Annotated in this window: 15 protein-coding genes and 1 pseudogene; 8 read left to right on the top strand and 8 right to left on the bottom strand. The window is 71.7% G+C overall.

What is annotated here, in order from left to right:
* Positions 1–160 precede the first annotated feature (160 nt).
* A complete protein-coding gene (locus BMZ92_RS30015) occupies positions 161–796 on the bottom strand; it encodes a response regulator transcription factor (protein WP_177228930.1) in 636 nt (211 codons plus the stop codon).
* Entirely contained in the window at positions 787–1,959 is a 1,173-nt protein-coding gene (locus tag BMZ92_RS30010) for a sensor histidine kinase (RefSeq protein WP_245783336.1), read from the bottom strand. The genes BMZ92_RS30015 and BMZ92_RS30010 overlap by 10 nt, the downstream gene beginning before the upstream one ends.
* A gap of 140 nt (positions 1,960–2,099) precedes the next feature.
* Between BMZ92_RS30010 and BMZ92_RS30005 the strand changes: the two genes are divergently transcribed.
* The 3 genes from BMZ92_RS30005 to BMZ92_RS29995 are packed head-to-tail and all read left to right on the top strand — an operon-like array spanning position 2,100 to position 6,205.
* Positions 2,100–2,849, top strand: coding sequence for an ABC transporter ATP-binding protein (locus tag BMZ92_RS30005; RefSeq protein ID WP_091514423.1), 750 nt, complete (start codon positions 2,100–2,102; stop codon positions 2,847–2,849).
* 14 nt (positions 2,850–2,863) lie between these two features.
* On the top strand, positions 2,864–5,308 hold the full coding sequence (locus BMZ92_RS30000) for an ABC transporter permease (protein WP_091514540.1): 2,445 nt from the start codon (positions 2,864–2,866) through the stop codon (positions 5,306–5,308).
* 18 nt (positions 5,309–5,326) lie between these two features.
* Positions 5,327–6,205: a CPBP family intramembrane glutamic endopeptidase gene (locus tag BMZ92_RS29995; protein ID WP_091514421.1), complete on the top strand. Its 879-nt coding sequence runs from the start codon at positions 5,327–5,329 to the stop codon at positions 6,203–6,205.
* Here the strand turns inward: BMZ92_RS29995 and BMZ92_RS29990 are convergent.
* Positions 6,195–7,106 carry an alpha/beta fold hydrolase gene (locus BMZ92_RS29990; RefSeq protein ID WP_091514419.1) on the bottom strand — a complete coding sequence of 304 codons (912 nt, stop codon included), beginning with the start codon at positions 7,104–7,106 and terminating at the stop codon, positions 6,195–6,197. The genes BMZ92_RS29995 and BMZ92_RS29990 overlap by 11 nt on opposite strands.
* Positions 7,107–7,162: 56 nt before the next feature.
* Between BMZ92_RS29990 and BMZ92_RS29985 the strand changes: the two genes are divergently transcribed.
* Positions 7,163–8,029: a helix-turn-helix transcriptional regulator gene (locus tag BMZ92_RS29985; protein WP_091514416.1), complete on the top strand. Its 867-nt coding sequence runs from the start codon at positions 7,163–7,165 to the stop codon at positions 8,027–8,029.
* Here the strand turns inward: BMZ92_RS29985 and BMZ92_RS29980 are convergent.
* Together BMZ92_RS29980 and BMZ92_RS29975 are read right to left on the bottom strand one after the other, a co-directional pair.
* Positions 7,974–8,504, bottom strand: a complete 531-nt coding sequence (locus BMZ92_RS29980) for a hypothetical protein (RefSeq protein WP_091514414.1) — start codon at positions 8,502–8,504, stop codon at positions 7,974–7,976. The genes BMZ92_RS29985 and BMZ92_RS29980 overlap by 56 nt on opposite strands.
* A gap of 135 nt (positions 8,505–8,639) precedes the next feature.
* The gene (locus BMZ92_RS29975; RefSeq protein ID WP_091514411.1) at positions 8,640–9,047 is read right to left on the bottom strand and encodes a CoA-binding protein; all 408 of its coding nucleotides are present in this window, start codon (positions 9,045–9,047) and stop codon (positions 8,640–8,642) included.
* Positions 9,048–9,140: 93 nt separating this feature from the next.
* Between BMZ92_RS29975 and BMZ92_RS29970 the strand changes: the two genes are divergently transcribed.
* On the top strand, positions 9,141–9,629 hold the full coding sequence (locus tag BMZ92_RS29970; RefSeq protein ID WP_091514409.1) for a hypothetical protein: 489 nt from the start codon (positions 9,141–9,143) through the stop codon (positions 9,627–9,629).
* On the opposite strand, the gene BMZ92_RS37615 is transcribed toward BMZ92_RS29970, so the two are convergent.
* Together BMZ92_RS37615 and BMZ92_RS37610 are read right to left on the bottom strand one after the other, a co-directional pair.
* Complete coding sequence (locus tag BMZ92_RS37615) at positions 9,602–10,006, bottom strand: cupin domain-containing protein (RefSeq protein WP_177228929.1); 405 nt, start codon at positions 10,004–10,006, stop codon at positions 9,602–9,604. The two genes, BMZ92_RS29970 and BMZ92_RS37615, sit on opposite strands and share 28 nt — an antisense overlap.
* Positions 10,006–10,930 (bottom strand): annotated as a pseudogene (locus BMZ92_RS37610) (helix-turn-helix transcriptional regulator). Before BMZ92_RS37610 ends, BMZ92_RS37615 begins: the two are co-directional and overlap by 1 nt.
* A gap of 62 nt (positions 10,931–10,992) precedes the next feature.
* On the opposite strand from BMZ92_RS37610, the gene BMZ92_RS29955 reads away from it, so the two are divergent.
* A complete protein-coding gene (locus BMZ92_RS29955; protein WP_091514405.1) occupies positions 10,993–12,063 on the top strand; it encodes an epoxide hydrolase family protein in 1,071 nt (356 codons plus the stop codon).
* A 314-nt stretch (positions 12,064–12,377) separates the two neighbouring features.
* Here BMZ92_RS29955 and ilvD read toward each other — a convergent pair whose 3' ends face one another.
* The gene (ilvD, locus tag BMZ92_RS29950) at positions 12,378–14,045 is read right to left on the bottom strand and encodes a dihydroxy-acid dehydratase (RefSeq protein ID WP_091514537.1); all 1,668 of its coding nucleotides are present in this window, start codon (positions 14,043–14,045) and stop codon (positions 12,378–12,380) included.
* Between the two features lie 76 nt (positions 14,046–14,121).
* On the opposite strand from ilvD, the gene boxC reads away from it, so the two are divergent.
* Together boxC and boxB are read left to right on the top strand one after the other, a co-directional pair.
* Positions 14,122–15,720: a 2,3-epoxybenzoyl-CoA dihydrolase gene (gene boxC / locus BMZ92_RS29945; protein ID WP_425425876.1), complete on the top strand. Its 1,599-nt coding sequence runs from the start codon at positions 14,122–14,124 to the stop codon at positions 15,718–15,720.
* A gap of 1 nt (position 15,721) precedes the next feature.
* On the top strand, positions 15,722–17,140 hold the full coding sequence (gene boxB / locus BMZ92_RS29940) for a benzoyl-CoA 2,3-epoxidase subunit BoxB (protein WP_091514401.1): 1,419 nt from the start codon (positions 15,722–15,724) through the stop codon (positions 17,138–17,140).
* The last annotated feature ends 6 nt before the right edge of the window (positions 17,141–17,146 follow it).

Raw genomic sequence — 17,146 nt, 5'->3', positions numbered from 1 at the left:
TCTCCGGATCCTGCTGGTTTTCGGTGTTCGAGGCATCGGTTCTCTCCACAAGTCGGATTCGTGTCCGGTCCGGTGAAGAGGACTGAGGGCCTTGCTGCGGCCTGTCGCCATCCGTCAGGAGGGGCTACTCCGGTTGAGGGAGGCCCGAAAACGGCCTACCTCAAGCGTTCACGTACGCCAGCACGGCCAGCACCCGCCGGTGCCCGCTGTCCGTCGGCGGCAGGTCGAGTTTCCGGAAGATGTTCCCGATGTGCTTGGTCACCGCGCGCTCGGTCACCACCAGCTGCCGCGCGATCGCCGCGTTGTCGTGGCCCTGCGCCATCAGGTGCAGCACTTCGCGCTCCCGCGCGGTCAGCGCGTCGAGCGGGTCGCGGCGGTTCATCAGCTGTGACACCACCTCCGGGTCGAGCGCGGTGCCCCCGGCGGCGACGCGGTTGAGCGCGTCGAGGAACTCCTCGACCCGGCCGACGCGGTCCTTGAGCAGGTAGCCCACCCCACCCGCGCCGCTCGCGAGCAGCTCGGTGGCGTACGTGTGCTCCACGTACTGCGACAGCACGAGGATCGGCAACCCCGGCAGCAACCGCCTGGCCTCGATCGCGGCTCGCAGCCCCTCGTCGCGGAACGTCGGGGGCATGCGCACGTCCAGCACGGCGATGTCCGGCCGGTGCTCCAGCAGCAGCGGCACGATCTCCGGACCGTTCGCCGCGTTGCCGACCACCTCGTGCCCGGCGGTGCGGACCAGCAGGGAGATGCCCTCCCGCAGCAGCGCGTTGTCCTCCGCGATCACTATCCGCACGGCAGCAGCACCTCGATCGTCGTTCCTTCGCCGGCAGGGCTTTCGATGCGGGCCGTGCCGTCGAGCGCGGCGACCCGGCGGCGGATGCCGAGCAGCCCACTCCCGTCGCCCTCGGTCGCGCCGCCCTGCCCGTCGTCGCGGACCACCACCCGCAGGTTCGGCCCGTCGCGCTCGACCGTGACCTCCGCGTGCTGAGCCGAGCTGTGCTTGGTCACGTTGGTCAGCGATTCGGCGACCACGAAGTACGCCGCCGCCTCGATCGGCGCGGGCGGGCGCGGCAGGTCCTCGGGGATGTGCACGGCGACCGGGACGCGCTGCCCGCTCGCCAGCGCGTGCACGGCCCCGCCGAGCCCGCGGTCGGCGAGGATCGGCGGGTAGATGCCGCGGATGACGCCCCGCAGGTTGCCCAGCGAGTCCTCGATCCCGGACTGCGCGTCGTTCAGCAGCGACCGCGCGGTGTCGGGGTCGGCGGCCAGCGCGCGCTCCGCGAGCCCGAGCCGCACCGCGACGGCCACGAGCTGCGCCTGGATCCCGTCGTGCAGGTCCCGCTCGATGCGGCGCAGCTCGGCGCCGTGCGACTCCAGCGCCTCGGTGCGGGTCTCGGTGAGCCGTTCGACCTGCTGGACCAGGAGGTCGTGGTCGGTGGGGCCGAGCAGCGTGCGTGTCGTCCACTCCTGGGCGCGCGCCGCGAGGGGCACGAGCCAGTACAGGATGGCGGCGTAGCACGCGGCCTGGACGAACGGCAGCGTCAGCGCCTGCGGCCACGTCCTGACGTCCACGAAGAGCGCCGTCACCCCGTCCGGCACCAGCCACCAATACAGCGGGGTGGTGACGCTGCTCAGGATCGCGGGCCACAGCGCGACCGCGAGGATGCCGGCGGCAAGCCCGGTGACCCCGTGCACCACGAGCCACGCCACGTCCCGCCACGTCGCGGGATCGCGCAGGGGAGCGATCCGCCGGTAGGGCGCGGGAATGCCGCGCCGGTTCCGTTCGAGCCCTGTCACGTACCGCAGGGGCTCCGCCGCGGTGGGCAGCACCGGCAGGAGGAGCACCGACACCGGCACCACGGCCAGCGACAGCAGCGCGGGCAGCGCGGTCCGCAGCGCACCGGCGAGCGCGCCCGTCGCGTCGGCGCTGCGCCTGATCGCTGCCTTCAAGGCCACCCCCCGCACGCTGCGGAACTCTACTGCGCACACCCGCCGGGGTGTACCTGGCTACACCCCCGGTCCGGGAGCTGGAGCCAGTGTGCCGCACCCCCGCCCTGCCTAGCGTCGAAATCAGCTTCAGAGGAAGGAAAAAGGGGATGTCCACAGTCCAGGACGGGCTCGTCTGCGCGGTGCGCATGGAGTCCGTGAGCAAGGTCTACGGCAGCGGCGAGACCGCGGTCCGTGCGCTCGACGACGTGTCGATCGGCTTGCGGCGCGGCAGTTTCACCGCGCTGATGGGCCCCTCCGGTTCCGGCAAGAGCACGTTCCTGCACTGCGCCGCCGGGCTCGACCGCCCGACGTCGGGGCGCGTGCTGCTGGGCGAGGACGACCTGACCAAGCTGCGCGAGGCCCAGCTGACCGAGCTGCGGCGCAGCCGCATCGGGTTCGTGTTCCAGGCCTACAACCTGCTCGACGCGCTGACCGTCGAGCAGAACATCGTGCTGCCGCTGCGGCTGGCGAACCGGCCGTTCGACCCGGAGTTCCTCGCCGAGGTGGTGCGCTCGGTGGAGCTGACCGTGCCGCTGGACCGGCGGCCCGCCAAGCTCTCCGGCGGGCAGCAGCAGCGCGTCGCGATCGCCCGCGCGCTGGTCACGCGGCCCGACGTGGTGTTCCTCGACGAACCCACGGGCGCGCTCGACACGCGGACCGCCAAGCAGGTGCTCGGCACGCTGCGGCAGGCCGTGGACCGGTGGGGGCAGACGGCGTTGATGGTGACGCACGACCCGGTGGCGGCGTCCTACGCGGACTCGGTGGTGTTCCTCGCGGACGGCCGGATCGCGGGCGAGGTCGGACCGTCCTCGCCCGAGGCCATCGCCGAGCACATGACGCACCTCGGGGAGTGGTGATCGACGTGTTCTCCATGGCATGGCGGATGATCCGCGCGCGGCGGGGCTCGTTCGCGGCCGCGTTCGTCGCGGTGTTCTGCGGTTCGGTGCTGATCACGGGGAGCGGCGTGCTGCTGGACTCCGGGTTGCGCGCCGGGGCCGCGCCGCAGCGTTACGCCACGGCGCCGGTCGTCGTGACGGCGCAGCAGGTGCTGCCCGTCACCGAGGACATGGACCAGCGTTTCGCGGAGCGCGTGCCGCTGCCGGTGTCCCGCGCGGACGAGATCGCCCGCGTGCCCGGGGTCCAGTCCGTTGTGGACGATGTGACCGTCCGGGCCGGACTGCGCTCGCCCGGCGGCACCCTGCCGCTGGTCGCACACGGCTGGTCGTCGATCAGGCTCGGGAGCGGCGCGCACGACGGCCGGGAGCCGGCCGGTGCCGGTGAGGTCGTGCTCGACGCGTCGCTCGCCGCGCAGGCGGGCGTGCACGTGGGGGACACCGTCTCGCTGGCGGTCGGTGCCGTCGCAGCGCCGTACCGGGTGGTCGGCACGGCCACGGGCACGTTCCTGTCCGACGAGCGGGCCAGGGCGCTCACCGGCAAGCCCGACCAGGTCGACGCCGTCGCCGTGTTCGCCGAGCCGGGCGTGTCCGCCGGCGCGCTCGCGCAGCGCATCGGGCAGGCCGTGCCCGGGGTCGCCACGTTCACGGGCGACGACCGGGCGGAGGCGGAGTTCCTCGACGTGGGGGCCGCGCGCTCGTTCCTGGTGCTGGTGGCGGGCTCGTTCGGCGGCACGATGCTGCTGATCGTCGCGCTGGTGGTCGCCAGCACGCTCGGCCTCGCCATCCAGCAGCGGCGCCGCGAGTTCGCGCTGCTGCGGGCGGTCGCGGCGACGCCGCGGCAGATCCGCAGGCTGGTCGGGGCCGAGACCGCGGTGCTGGCCGTCACCGCCTCGGTGCTGGGCGCGGTGCCCGGGGCCTGGCTCACTTTCCTGCTCCGCGACGCGTTCGTGGCCGCCGGAGTGGTGCCGGAGAACTTCCGGTTCACGCTCGGGCCGTTGCCGGTGCTGGGCTCCGTCGTGCTGTGCGTCGCCACGGCTCTCGCGGCGGGCCTGATCGCCGCCCGGCGCGCGGCCCGCGTCAGCCCCGTCGACGCACTGGGCGAGGCGAAGGTCGAACCGCCCCGGCTGGGCCGGGCACGGCTCGTCGCGGGCTGGACGCTGGTGCCCGTTGGCATCGGGTTCGGGATGTTCCTGCCGCTGACGACCACGGGCGAGAGCGCGACCGCGGGTGCCGCCGGTTCGGCGCTGCTGCTGGTGATCGCGGTGGCGCTGCTCGGCCCGCGGCTGCTGACCGCGACGGCCGCGGTGCTCGGACGGCTGGGGCTCGGCAGGCCCGCGTCGGGTTTCCTCGCCGACGCCAACACGAGGGCGCGTTCGCGGCGGATCGGTTCCGCGGCGCCCCCGCTGATCATGGGCGTGGCGATGGCCGCGGTGCAGATCTTCACGCTGACCACGACGGATGCGGCCGCCAGGCACCAGGCGGCCGAGGGCCTCGTCGCCGACCGCGTGCTGGTCGCCGACGGCGGGCTCGCCCCCGAGGTCGCCGACCTCGTGCGGCGGACGCCCGGCGTGACGGCCGCGGTGCCGGTCGTGCACACGCAGGCCCTCGTGACCTACGACGAACTGGGCGAGCCCTCGACCGGGGCGTTCACCGCGCAGGGCGTGACCCCCGCGGGGCTGCGCGAGGTGCTGGACCTCGACGTCCAGCGCGGTGAGCTCGACGGGCTCACCGAAGGCACGCTGGCGTTGAGCAAGAGCGCCGCCGGCACGTTCGGCGCCGACGTCGGCTCGACCCTGTCCATCCGCCTCGGCGACGGAAGGCCGTACACCGGCCGGGTCGTGGCCATCTACGGCAACGGGCTCGGCTTCGGGGACATCACGCTGCCGCGGGACGTGGTGGCGAACCCGCTGAACGACGAGATCCTGGTGTCCGGCAACGACTTCACGGCCCTGACGACGGCGCTCCAGGCCTACCCGGAGGTCCGGACCACCGACCGCGGCGCCTTCACCGCCCCTTCGGACGGCGGGGAGTCGGCGGTCACCCTGCTGCTGAACCTCGTGCTGCTCGGGTTCCTCGCGATCGCGGTGGTGAACATCCTGGTGCTCGCCACGGCCACCCGGGTGCGGGAGTTCGCACTGCTGCGGCTCGTCGGGGCGAAACCGCGGCAGGTGCGGGCGATGATGCGCGGCGAGGCGGCGATCGTCGTCGTGGCCGCGGTCGTGCTCGGCACGCTCGCCGCGCTCCCGCCGCTCGTCGGCATCAGCATCAGCCTCACCGGCGCTCCGCTGCCGAGCGTTCCCGCGCTGCCCTACCTCGGGATCGTCGCCGCCGCCGTCGCACTCGGCTGGGGCGCCATCGCACTGCCCACCCGGTTCGCCCTCCGCCCGGCCCCGGTGGCCGCGATGCGCGTCGGCGACTGACCGTCCGAGGAGACAGAGATGAAACTGCACATCTTCATCACCCGCCACCGGTTGCCCGCGTTCTTCACGATGGCGTTCGCGCTCAGCTGGCTGGCCTGGCTGCCGTATGTGTTGTCGGACAACGGACTCGGGGTCGTGCACTTCCGCTTCCCGCAGCTGCTCGGCACCCCGCAGCTGCTGGGCGTGCTGCCCGGCGCGTACCTCGGGCCGATCCTGTCCGCGTTCATCGTCACGGCGGTCGCGGAGGGCAGGCCGGGGCTGCGGCGGTGGACGGGCAGGCTGCTGCGGTGGCGGGTGAAGTGGTGGTGGTACGCCGCCACCCTGCTCGGCGTGCCGGTGGCGCTCACCTTGGCCAGCCTGCCGTTCGCACACGGGTTCGCCGTGCCGGGGGCGTCGGTGCTGGTGGCGTACCTGCCCGCGCTGGTCCTGCAGATGATCACCACCGGACTCGCCGAGGAGCCCGGCTGGCGCGACTTCGCGCTGCCCCACCTGCAGCCGCGGTTCGGCGCGCTGCGCGGCACGCTCATCCTCGGCCCGCTGTGGGGCTTCTGGCACCTGCCGCTGTTCCTCACGGAGTGGGGTGGCTGGCCGGACGTGCACTGGTACAGCGTCGTCGAGTTCGTCGTCGCGGCCACGGCGCTGAGCGTCGTGATGACGTGGGTGTTCAACCGCTCCGGGGAAAGCCTGCCGGTCGCGATGGTGCTGCACACGAGCGTGAACAACTACATGTCGGTGGCGTGGCTGGAGGTGTTCCCCGGCATAGACCCGCACAGCTCGTCGCGCATCCTCCTGATCGCCTCGACGGTCGCCGCGGTGGTGCTGATCGCCGTGACCCGGGGCCGGCTGGGGTACCGGCCGCGGGCGGCGGAGCCCGTCGAGCGGGTGCTCACGGCCTGAGCCGGAGCGCCCGGAGAGGTTCGTCTTCCCGGCGGGGAAGGCGAACCTCTCTGCATGCGGTCGTGAACTCCAGCACCCGGTCGGCCACCTCGAGCGACAGGGTGTGCTTCCGCCCCAGCCACAGCTCCACCTCCGCCGCGCGCAGGAGCCGCCGAGCGCGCCGGGCCGCGCGCCGGGCGTTGTGGGCCGTGCTCTTTTCGAGGAACACCAGCAACATCGGGACTTCGATCCGCCGCAGCGCCGACTGGGCCGGGCGCAGTTGTGGTGGCAGCCGGGGCCGGTGGTCCCGGATCCCGGCGAGCACCAGCCGCATGTCCGGGCGGTCGGCCGGCACCCCGGTGAGCTGTGCCAGGATCCGCGCCCACACCCGGTCCCGCCGGACCAGCACGCCGACCGCGCTCCACCACAGCACGGCGGGCCGGAACCGCGCCGTCACCGTCGTCGGGTCGACCGCCGCGACCGACGCGAGCCGCCCGGGGCGGTGGATGGCCTGGTACACCGCGTAACACTCGCCGCTGGAAGCGCCGACGAGGTGCACCCGCGGCAGCTCCAGCGCGGCCAGCACGTCGTCCAGCCAGCGGGTGCGCTCGGCCGCGCTGGTGATCGGTTCCCGCTGCACACTGCGGCCCGCCTCGCCGAGGGTGTCGAGCGCGTACACCGGGTGCCCGCGGTCGAGCAGCCCCGGCAGGCCCGGTGCCCACGCGGCGGCCGTACCCGAGAGGCCGGACAGCAGCACGAGCGGATCCCCCGGCCCGTCGCAGAACCGGTACACCCGCGTCGTGCCGTGGTGGGTGTCCACGTCGAGGACTTCGGCGGGCGGGCACAGGGCCATCGCTCGGTCGTAGGCCGCGAAGTAGTGCTCCGCGGCCGCATCACTGGAAAAACGCCCGATTCTCCGCATAGCCTCGACGGTAGGAACCGGCGTCACGCGTGTCTTGGACGAAAGTCGGGTGCCACATGGGGGATTGGTCGCTCGTCGTGCCGCACGCGGAGGCCGTTCGCTCGTCGGGGCTGCACCTCGCGGCTCCGCACCCGGCACTCGCCGGAGAGGTGCTCGGCTACTCAGGACGTGAGCAGGTGCTGGACGCGCCGCTGCGGTGGCGGCCGGCCGTGCTCGGCGCGGTGACGGTCACGCTCGACCTCGAAACCCCTTCCCGGATGCTGCTCGACGAAGAGGGCGCGAACCCGCATCCCCGCGATCCGGTGCTGGGGTTGCGCAGCCGTCCCCTCGCGCTCGCCGAGGAGCCGGGGCTCGTGCGCACGCTGACCGTGGGGCTGTCCCCGGCCGCGGCGTACGCACTGCTCGGTGTGCCGCTGGGAGAACTACCGCCTGACGGGGTCGCGCTGGAGCGGCTGCTGGGCAGGCACGCCACGCTGCTGACCGAGCAGGTCGCCGAAGCCGCCACCTGGCGGCGCCGGTTCGCACTCGTCGACCGGTTCCTGACGGCGCGCCTGCCGCACGGCCCTCGTCCGGCGCCGGAAGTCGAGCACGCCTGGCAGCGGCTGAGCCGCACCGGCGGCGCGCTCCGGATCGCGGCGCTCGCGGAGGAGGTCGGCTGGTCGCGGCAGCACCTGCACGAGCGGTTCCGCGCCGAACTGGGGCTGCCGCCGAAGGTCGTGGCGCGGATGCGCCGACTGCACCGCGCCGTCGGGCTGCTCGCCACGCGGACACCGGCGGCGGAGGTCGCGCACTTCTGCGGTTACGCCGACCAGGCGCATTTCACCCGGGACTTCCGGGCGCTGACGGGCAGCACCCCCGGCGAGTTCGTCAGCTCCCGGCCCTGCGCAGGACCTCGCGGACGACCAGCCGGGCGGTCGGCTTGACCGTCTGCCAGTACCAGTCGGCCCAGCGGTAGGCGACGGTGTCGGTGGTCGTCGCGCGGGCCTCGAAGGTCATCAGCGTCAGCTCGTCGCCGTACGGGCGGTGCCCGATGGAGATGGCGATCGTGCCGCGGCGGCGCCGCGAGTACGTGGCGAACTCCTGCGCGCTGACCTGCTGCCAGTCGCAGAACGGGGTCCAGAACCGGCCCGCGGCGCCGAGCACGACCTCCTCGCCCGGACTGCTGGCCAGGACCGTCCACCGGCCCTTCGTCAGGATCTCGTCGAAGCCGGGGGCGCATCTCCGCGGCCGCGGGGGGACCGTGCGGTCCAGAGCCCGCTGGAAGGCGCCGGGCAGTTCGCCGAACCGCCGGTAGGTCTGCTCCGGCCGCCCCTGCACCAGCAGGTGCTCGCGGAAGGCGAAGTCGAAGCGCGGCGTGAACTCGTCGAGCAGCGTCGGTGCGATTTGTTCCACGGTCACGGTGTCACTCCCTCTCGTGCCCGCCCTGTGCTGAGGAAATTGCGCCATATAGCGGGTAGCCGCGGTGAGGGCCGAAAGTCCCTCACCGGGCGGGGGCGTGTTCCACCTGACCGGTATCGAGTCCGAAGTGGACGATCAGTTCTTCCGGATGCGCCCGAGGGCCCTGACCACCGCGGTGCAGCGGTCCTCGACGTAGTCCAGCCCGGCCTCCTCCGCGATCCGCCGCGCCTCCGCGGACACGATGCCCTGCTGGAGCCACAGGGTTTTCGCCCCGATCGCGACGGCCTGCCTGGCGATCCCCGGTGCCTCCGCGGCGGGGCGGAAGACGTCCACGAGGTCGACGGGCTCGGGGATGTCGGTCAGTGAGCGGTACACCCGTTCGCCGAGCAGCACGTCGGCCGAGGGGTGCACGGGGATGATGCGGAAGCCCGCGGCCTGCAGGTTCGCCGGCACGGAGTGCGCGGCCTTCGCCGGGTCCCGGCTCAGCCCCACCACGGCGATGGTGTTCGCGGCGGCGAGGGCGCGTTCGGCAAGGTCAGCCACATCCTGAACAACTCCGCAGGTCGGGCGGTAATTCCGGGCGTTTCGCGCCGGAGCGTCGCGGGTAGCCAACCGACCGTAGGAGAGGAGGCCGTCGTGGACACGAACGCCTACGTGGCTTACCTGGTGGTGGCGATCCTGATGGTCGTGGTCGACGGCCAGATCATCTACCACAGCGGTAAGCGGTACCTGCTGAACTCGCGGGGCAACCCCGAGGCGGAGTCTTCGATGACCCGGCTGATCACGGTGCTGTTCCACCTCGTGGTGCTGGGGGCGATCGCGCTGCTGTCCACCATCCACTTCCCCGGCGGCAGCTCCCTGCCGTCCGTGGTCGGGCGGCTCGGCGTGACCCTGCTGGTCATCGCGGTGGCCCACGCGATCGCGATCAGCGTGCTCGCCCGGATGCGGGAGGAGCAGGCGGTCGAGGACTACAACAACCGGGTCGTCGAGAGCCGCGCCACGATCGACCGGCAGCTCAACGAGCCGACGGTGCAGCCGGTCCCCGGCCAGGAGGGCCGGGTCGCCCACGTCAGCCCGAACCTGGAGCAGGGAGGCCCCTACACCTCCGGTGACGGGAGGCTCTGAGCGTCCCACGGACCCCGCCCTGGCCTGGCCTCCTCCGGAGTGCCGGGCCAGGGCGGTGTCGTGACCGCCACGACCCGCAGCCCGTGCTCCCCGGCCCGGAACTGGAACGTCGTCCCGAGCGGGATGGTCAGGCAGAGCCCGGGCTCGAGTGTCGTGACCTCCTCGCGGTCGCCTTCCCGGCGCCACATCGCGCCGCTGCCGTCGAGGACGAACCAGATCTCCTCGACGGTGGCGTGGGAGACCGCCAGCGACACCTGGTGCGGCGCGAGTTCGAACCGCGCGAAGCTCGCCCCCGCGAGGCGGCAGAGCGGGCGCACCGCGGATCCGTCGGGTGCGCGCACCTCGGGGGCGTCGTGGACGGAGATGGTCTCGAACATCAGGAAACCGCTTTCCGGTAACGCTCGGCCAGTTCGCCCACGTGCTCCACCAGTTCCGGTGGTGCGGTCACCGTGAAGTCGAAGCCCAGCAGGCCGAGGTGCACGGCGAGCGTCTCGACGGTGTCCGCGCCGGTGTGCAGCACACACGTCCCCTCGTCGCGCGCTTCGGCGCTCGGTGAGGACCTCCGCGGGCGCGTGCACGACGACGTCCGCCCGGTACCGCCACGCCGCCGAGGACGCCCCGCGCATGACGCGGTCGGTCACCTCCTCCGGCAGGTCGCGAGGGGTGAAGCGGCGGCCGTTCGGGGTGTGCGGGACCATGCGGTCCACCCGGAACGTGCGCCAGTCCGCGCGATCGACGTCCCACGCGACGAGGTACCAGCGGCGGCCCCAGTTCACGATCCGGTAGGGCTCGGCGGTGCGCCGCGTCTGCCCGCCCTCGTGCGTGACGTAGTCGAACCGCAGGCATTCGTGGTCCCGGCACGCCGCCGCGATGGCCGTCAGGGTGTCCGCGCCGACGCGTGGCCCCGCTTCGGTCTGGGCGCGCACGGAGTAGGTCTGCAGGGTGTGCACGCGGTTGCGCAGCCGGGACGGCAGCACCTGCTCCAGCTTCGCCAGCGCACGCAACGACGTCTCCTCGATGCCGGTGACCGTGCCCGCGGTGCGCAGCCCGATCGCCACGGCGACGGCCTCTTCGTCGTCGAGCAGCAACGGCGGTAGTTCGGCGCCGGCGCCCAGCCGGTAGCCGCCCGTCGAGCCGCGTACGGCGTGCACGGGGTAGCCGAGCCCGCGCAACCGTTCGATGTCGTTGCGCACGGTCCGCGGGCTGACTTCGAGGCGTTCGGCGAGCTCCGCGCCTGTCCAGTCACGCGGGGACTGCAGCAACGAGAGCAACCGGAGCAGCCGCGCCGAGGTTTCCAACATTTTTCCAGTGTGGCACTTCATTAGGAACGAAGCTTGCCTAATGGACTGGCAGCGTGACGGGCATGACGAACATCCAGCCCTTCCGCATCGACGTCCCCCAGGCCGACCTCGACGACCTCGCCGACCGCCTCGCCCGCACCCGGTTCGCCGACGAACTGCCCGGCTTCGGCGTGCCGGTGGCCCGCGTCCGCGAACTGGTCGGACACTGGCGTGACCACTTCGACTGGCGCGCACTCGAAGCGAGACTCAACTCGTATCCGCAGTTCACGACCGAGATCGACGGGCAGCTGATCCACTTCCTGCACCTCCGTTCCGGCAGGGAGAACGCGCTCCCGTTGATCCTCACGCACGGCTGGCCCGGTTCGATCGTCGAGTACCTGGACGTGCTCGACCCGCTCACCGAGGCCGGGTTCGACGTCGTGCTGCCCTCGGTGCCCGGTTTCGGGTTCTCCGGTCCGACGCGCGAAGCCGGCTGGAGCGGGTACCGCATCGCGCGGGCGTGGACGGAACTGATGGCGCGCCTCGGTTACGAGCGGTATGGCGCGGTCGGCAACGACGGCGGGTCGATGATCTCACCCGAGGTGGGCCGCCTGGCGCCGGAGCGCGTCGTGGGCGTGCACGTCACGCAGATCTTCTCGTTCCCCAGCGGGGATCCGGCGGAGATGGCGGACCTCACCGAGGAGGAGGCCGCGGGGCTGGCGCACCTGAAGTGGTTCTGGGACACCATCGGCGCGTTCAACGTCCTGCTTTCGCAGCAGCCGCAGACGGTGGCGCACGCCCTGGTGGACTCGCCCGCGGGACTCGCGGGCTGGAACGGCCAGCTGATGGTGGAGCAGGACGTCGAGTTCGCGGTGGCGAACCTGGCGATCTACTGGTTCACCCGTACGGCGGCGTCGTCGATGCGGCTGTACCGCGAGGATTCACTGGCGGAGCCGCCCTCGGGGCAGACGACGGTGCCGCTGAGCCTGGCCGCCTTCGCGAACGACTTCCAGTCCATCAGGCGCTTCGCCGAGCGCGACCACGCGAACATCGTCTCGTGGCACACCTACGACGAAGGCAGCCACTACGCCGCCCACGACGCGACGAAGACCCTGGTGAACGACGTGGTGACCTTCTTCGAGGGGTTGCGCTAGGAGCTGTATCGAAGTGGTCTACGTGGCGGTGCGGGTAGCGGCCCCACCCGTCTCCCACCACCGCCCTCAACGGGCGCGCTGCGCGCGGCTGAGCCGATTCAAGGCGGCCACTCGCTCCGGGATCGCCTCCTCGTAGGAGGGTGCCAATTCGCAGTCATGTCGTCGCTGTCGGCGCTGTCCTCGCGAGGAACCCCCCACCCGTCTCCCACCACCGCCCTCAACGGACGCGCTGCGCGCGGCCAACCCCATTCAAACCCGCGGCGGTGCCGGTTGACGGCGCAGGAGCAAGCGGCTCCGCCACTTCGAAACACAAGCTAGGAGCAGACCGCGCCCCGGGCGGCCGAGCCGACGAGGGCGGCGTACTTCGCCAGCACGCCCGTCCGCCTCGGGGCCCGGGGTGCGGTCCACTCCGCACGCCGCCGCTCGAGTTCCTCCTCCGGCACCGCCACGTCGAGCGTCCGGGACGTCATGTCCAGCACGATCGGGTCCCCGTCGCGCACCAGCGCGATGGGGCCGCCGTGCGCGGCCTCCGGCGCGACGTGCCCGATGCACAACCCCGTGGTACCACCGGAAAAGCGGCCGTCGGTGAGCAGCAGGACGTCCTTGCCGAGCCCGGCGCCCTTGATCGCGCCGGTGACCGCCAGCATCTCGCGCATCCCCGGCCCGCCCCGCGGCCCCTCGTACCGGATCACCACGACGTCCCCCGGCACGAGCGTGCCCAGCGCGTCCATCGCGGCCTGCTCGCCGTCGAAAACCCTTGCGGTGCCTTCGAAACGTGACGAGTCGAAGCCCGCGCTCTTGACCACCGCGCCTTCGGGGGCGAGCGAACCGTGCAGGATCGTGATGCCGCCGGTCGGGTGGATCGGCTCGGTCAGCTTGCGGATGACCTCACCGTCGAGCTCGGGCGGGGCCAGCTCGGCGAGGTTCTCCGCGAGCGTCTTCCCGGTCACGGTCACGCAGTCGCCGTGCAGCATCCCCGCGTCGAGCAGCGCTTTCATCACCACGGGCACCCCGCCGACGCGGTCCACCGCGGTCATCACGTGCCTGCCGAACGGCTTCACGTCCGCCAGGTGCGGCACGCGGTCACCGATGCGGGTGAAGTCGTCGAGCGTCAGCTCCACCTCGGCCTCGTGCGCGATGGCGAGCAGGTGCAGCACCGCGTTCGTCGAACCGCCCAGCGCCATCACGACGGCGATGGCGTTCTCGAACGCTTCGCGCGTCAGGATGTCCCGTGCGGTCAGGCCCTTGGCGAGCAGCCCGATGATCGCTTCACCGCTCTCCCGCGCGAACCGGTCCCGCCGCCGGTCGACCGAGGGCGGGCTCGCCGAACCCGGCAGCGACATGCCCAGCGCCTCCGCCGCGCACGCCATCGTGTTCGCCGTGTACATCCCGCCGCACGCGCCCTCGCCGGGGCAGATCGCGCGCTCGATCCGGTCGACCTCCTCACGGGAGATCAGGCCCCGCGCGCAGGCGCCGACGGCCTCGAACGCGTCGATGATCGTCACCTCGCGGCCGTCCACCGTGCCGGGCAGGATCGAGCCGGCGTAGAGGAACACGGCGGCGACGTCGAGCCGAGCCGCGGCCATCAGCATCCCCGGCAGGCTCTTGTCGCACCCGGCGAGCAGCAGCGCGCCGTCGAGCCGCTCGGCCTGCATCACCGTCTCCACCGAATCGGCGATGACCTCGCGGGAGACCAGCGAGTAGTGCATCCCCTCGTGCCCCATCGAGATGCCGTCCGACACCGAAATCGTGCCGAACTCCATCGGGAACCCGCCGCCGGCGTGCACGCCCTGCTTGCCCGCCTGCGCGAGCCGCTGCAGCGACAGGTTGCACGGGGTGATCTCGTTCCACGACGACGCGATGCCGATCTGGGGCTTGGCGAAGTCGTCGTCGCCCATGCCCACGGCGCGGAGCATGCCGCGCGCGGCGGCGCGTTCGAGACCATCGGTCACGTCACGGGAGCGGGGCTTGAGGTCGGCCATGTCCAGCACCCTAGGCCGGTGATCCACTATCTACACAATGTTGACGATCGAAAGGCAGCTGTAGACAATCGAGGGCATGACGAAGGTGTCATTCGATCGGGAACCCGGCTCCTACCGCCACTGGAAGCTGCGCGTCGAGCCGCCGATCGCGTGGCTCGAACTCGACGTCGACGAGCACGGCGGCCTCGTCGAGGGCTACGAGCTCAAGCTCAACTCCTACGACCTCGGCGTCGACATCGAGCTGTACGACGCGGTGCAGCGCCTCCGCTTCGAGCACCCCGAGGTGGGCGCGGTGATCATCACCAGCGCGAAGGACAAGGTGTTCTGCGCCGGCGCGAACATCCGGATGCTCGCCGCCTCCTCCCACGAGTGGAAGGTGAACTTCTGCAAGTTCACCAACGAGACCCGCAACGGCATCGAGGACGCCACCGAGAACTCCGGGCAGGTCTACCTCGCCGCGGTGAACGGCAGCTGTGCCGGCGGCGGCTACGAAATCGCGCTGGCCTGCGAAAAGATCCTCCTCGTCGACGACAACTCCTCGACCGTCGCGCTGCCCGAGGTGCCGCTGCTCGGCGTGCTCCCCGGCACCGGCGGGCTGACGCGCGTGACCGACAAACGGCGGGTGCGCAAGGACCGCGCGGACGTCTTCGCCACCCGGCCGGACGGCGTCAAGGGCAGGACCGCGGTGGAGTGGCGTCTGGTGGACGAGCTGGTGCCACGGCAGGAGTTCCGCGAGGTCGTCGCGGCCCGCGCCCGCGAACTGGCCCGCCCGCGGGCGGAGAAGGGCATCGAACTGACGCCGCTGACGCGCACCGAGACCGAGGACGAGATCCGCTATCCGCACGTCACGGCCAAGCTCGGCAAGCACAGCGTCGAGATCACCGTCCGTGGCCCGCGGGGCGACGAGTGGCTGCTCCCGATGACCCGCGAGCTGGACGACCTCATCCTCCGCCTGCGCACCAACGAACCCGAGCTGGGCACGTGGGTGTTCCGCACCGAAGGCGACCCCGAGGCCGTGCTCGCGCACGAACGGCGCCTGCTCGGCGCGGGGGACTGGCTGTCCAAGGAGGTCCTGCACTACTACAAGCGCACGCTGAAGCGGCTCGACGTGACCAGCCGGAGCCTGTTCGCGTTGATCGAGCCCGGCAGCTGCTTCGCCGGCCTGCTGCTGGAGCTGGCGCTGGCGTGCGACCGGCAGTACCTGCTCGACGGGCCTCCCATCGACGACGAGGACAGCGAGGAACGCGCGTCGATCATGCTCACCGAGGCGAACTTCGGCGTGTTCCCGATGGGCAACGGCCTGTCCCGGCTGGAATCCCGGTTCTACGGCGAGAACGACCACCTCGACTGGCTCAAGCGCGAACGCGAGCGGCCGCTGGGCGCCGCGGAGGCCGTCGAGCTGGGCCTGGTCACCGACGCCCCCGACGACATCGACTGGGAGGACGAGATCCGCCTCGCGCTGGAGGGCCGCGCCGCGCTGTCCCCGGACGCGCTGACCGGGATGGAGGCCAACCACCGGTTCGTCGGGCCGGAGACGATCGAGACCAAGATCTTCGGACGGTTGTCCGCCTGGCAGAACTGGATCTTCACCAGACCGAACGCGTCCGGACCCGACGGCGCGCTCCGCCGCTACGGCACCGGGCAGCAGGCCACCTTCGACCGCAGGCGGGTGTGACATGCCGGAGAAGATCGACTACGACAGCAAGATCCCCAACAACGTCGGGCTCGCCGACGACCGGCGGCTCCAGCGCGCGCTGGAGGGCTGGCAGCCGAAGTTCCTGAACTGGTGGGCCGAAATGGGCCCGACGCTCGAAACGCAGGGCGTCTACCTGCGCACGGCGGTCAGCGTCGGGCGCGACGGCTGGGCGCACTTCGACCACGTCAACGTGCCGGACTACCGGTGGGGCATCTTCCTCGCCGAGCGCGATCCGGACCGGCGGATCGCCTTCGGGCAGCACAAGGGCGAACCGGTGTGGCAGCAGGTGCCCGGCGAGTACCGCGCCGACCTGCAACGGCTGATCGTCATCCAGGGCGACACCGAACCGGCGTCCGTGGAGCAGCAGAAGCTGCTGGGGCTCACGGCTCCTTCGCTGTACGACCTGCGGAACCTGTTCCAGGTCAACGTCGAGGAGGGCAGGCACCTGTGGGCGATGGTTTACCTGCTGCACGCGTACTTCGGCCGTGAGGGGCGCGAGGAGGCCGAAGCGTTGCTGCACCGCAACTCCGGCAGTCCCGACTCGCCCCGCATCCTCGGCGCGTTCAACGAGGAGACCGCCGACTGGCTCGCCTTCTACATGTTCACGTACTTCACCGACCGGGACGGGAAGTACCAGCTCGGCACGCTCAAGGAGTCGGCGTTCGACCCGCTGTCGCGGACGTGCGAGTTCATGCTGAAGGAGGAGGCGCACCACATGTTCGTGGGCACCACCGGGATCGACCGCGTGGTGCAGCGCTCCGCCGAGTTGATCCGCGAGCACGACACGATGGACATCGCCCCGCACGGCGGCATCCCGCTCGACATCGTGCAGCGGTACCTGAACTTCCACTACAGCGTGTCGCTCGACCTGTTCGGCAGCGAGACGTCGACCAACGCGGCGAACTACTACACGGCGGGGCTGAAGGGCCGCTGGATGGAGACCCGCCGCAAGGACGACCACCGGCTCACCGACGACGCCGCCGAGCTGCCGCGCCCCCGCGAGGACGGCACGTGGGAGACCGAGGAGCTGCAGAAGATCCTGCTGCTCAACCTGGACCTGCGCACGGAGTACATCGACGACTGCCAGTCCGGGGTCAAACGGTGGAACCGGATACTCGAGGACGCGGGGATCTCGTTCCGGTTCGCGCTGCCGCACCCTGGTTTCAACCGGCAGGTCGGCATAAACTCCGGCCACCACATCACCCCGGACGGAACGATCGTGGACGAGCGGACCTGGCGGGAGGGGCGGAAGCACTGGCTGCCCACCAGTGAGGACCTCGCGTTCGTCCGTTCGCTGATGCGGCCGGTGTACGAGCGCGGCAAGATCGCCAGCTGGGTCGCGCCGCCGCGGCAGGGCATCAACGGCAAGCCCTTCGACTACGAGTACGTGTACCTCTAGGAGGCG

Source organism: Amycolatopsis sacchari (assembly GCF_900114035.1).
Classification (GTDB): Bacteria; Actinomycetota; Actinomycetes; order Mycobacteriales; family Pseudonocardiaceae; genus Amycolatopsis_E; species Amycolatopsis_E sacchari.
Note: the sequence above shows the minus strand (reverse complement) of the source record. Positions and strands in the feature narration are given on the sequence as shown.

What these genes read in the sequence shown, in the direction of transcription:
- BMZ92_RS29985 (WP_091514416.1), top strand. Translation starts at nt 7,163, where the DNA reads ATGGGGGATTGGTCGCTCGTCGTGCCGCACGCGGAGGCCGTTCGCTCG.
- BMZ92_RS37615 (WP_177228929.1), bottom strand. Translation starts at nt 10,006, where the DNA reads ATGTTCGAGACCATCTCCGTCCACGACGCCCCCGAGGTGCGCGCACCC.
- BMZ92_RS30005 (WP_091514423.1), top strand. Translation starts at nt 2,100, where the DNA reads ATGTCCACAGTCCAGGACGGGCTCGTCTGCGCGGTGCGCATGGAGTCC.
- BMZ92_RS29990 (WP_091514419.1), bottom strand. Translation starts at nt 7,106, where the DNA reads ATGCGGAGAATCGGGCGTTTTTCCAGTGATGCGGCCGCGGAGCACTAC.
- BMZ92_RS30000 (WP_091514540.1), top strand. Translation starts at nt 2,864, where the DNA reads ATGGCATGGCGGATGATCCGCGCGCGGCGGGGCTCGTTCGCGGCCGCG.
- BMZ92_RS29995 (WP_091514421.1), top strand. Translation starts at nt 5,327, where the DNA reads ATGAAACTGCACATCTTCATCACCCGCCACCGGTTGCCCGCGTTCTTC.
- BMZ92_RS29955 (WP_091514405.1), top strand. Translation starts at nt 10,993, where the DNA reads ATGACGAACATCCAGCCCTTCCGCATCGACGTCCCCCAGGCCGACCTC.
- ilvD (WP_091514537.1), bottom strand. Translation starts at nt 14,045, where the DNA reads ATGGCCGACCTCAAGCCCCGCTCCCGTGACGTGACCGATGGTCTCGAA.
- boxB (WP_091514401.1), top strand. Translation starts at nt 15,722, where the DNA reads ATGCCGGAGAAGATCGACTACGACAGCAAGATCCCCAACAACGTCGGG.
- boxC (WP_425425876.1), top strand. Translation starts at nt 14,122, where the DNA reads ATGACGAAGGTGTCATTCGATCGGGAACCCGGCTCCTACCGCCACTGG.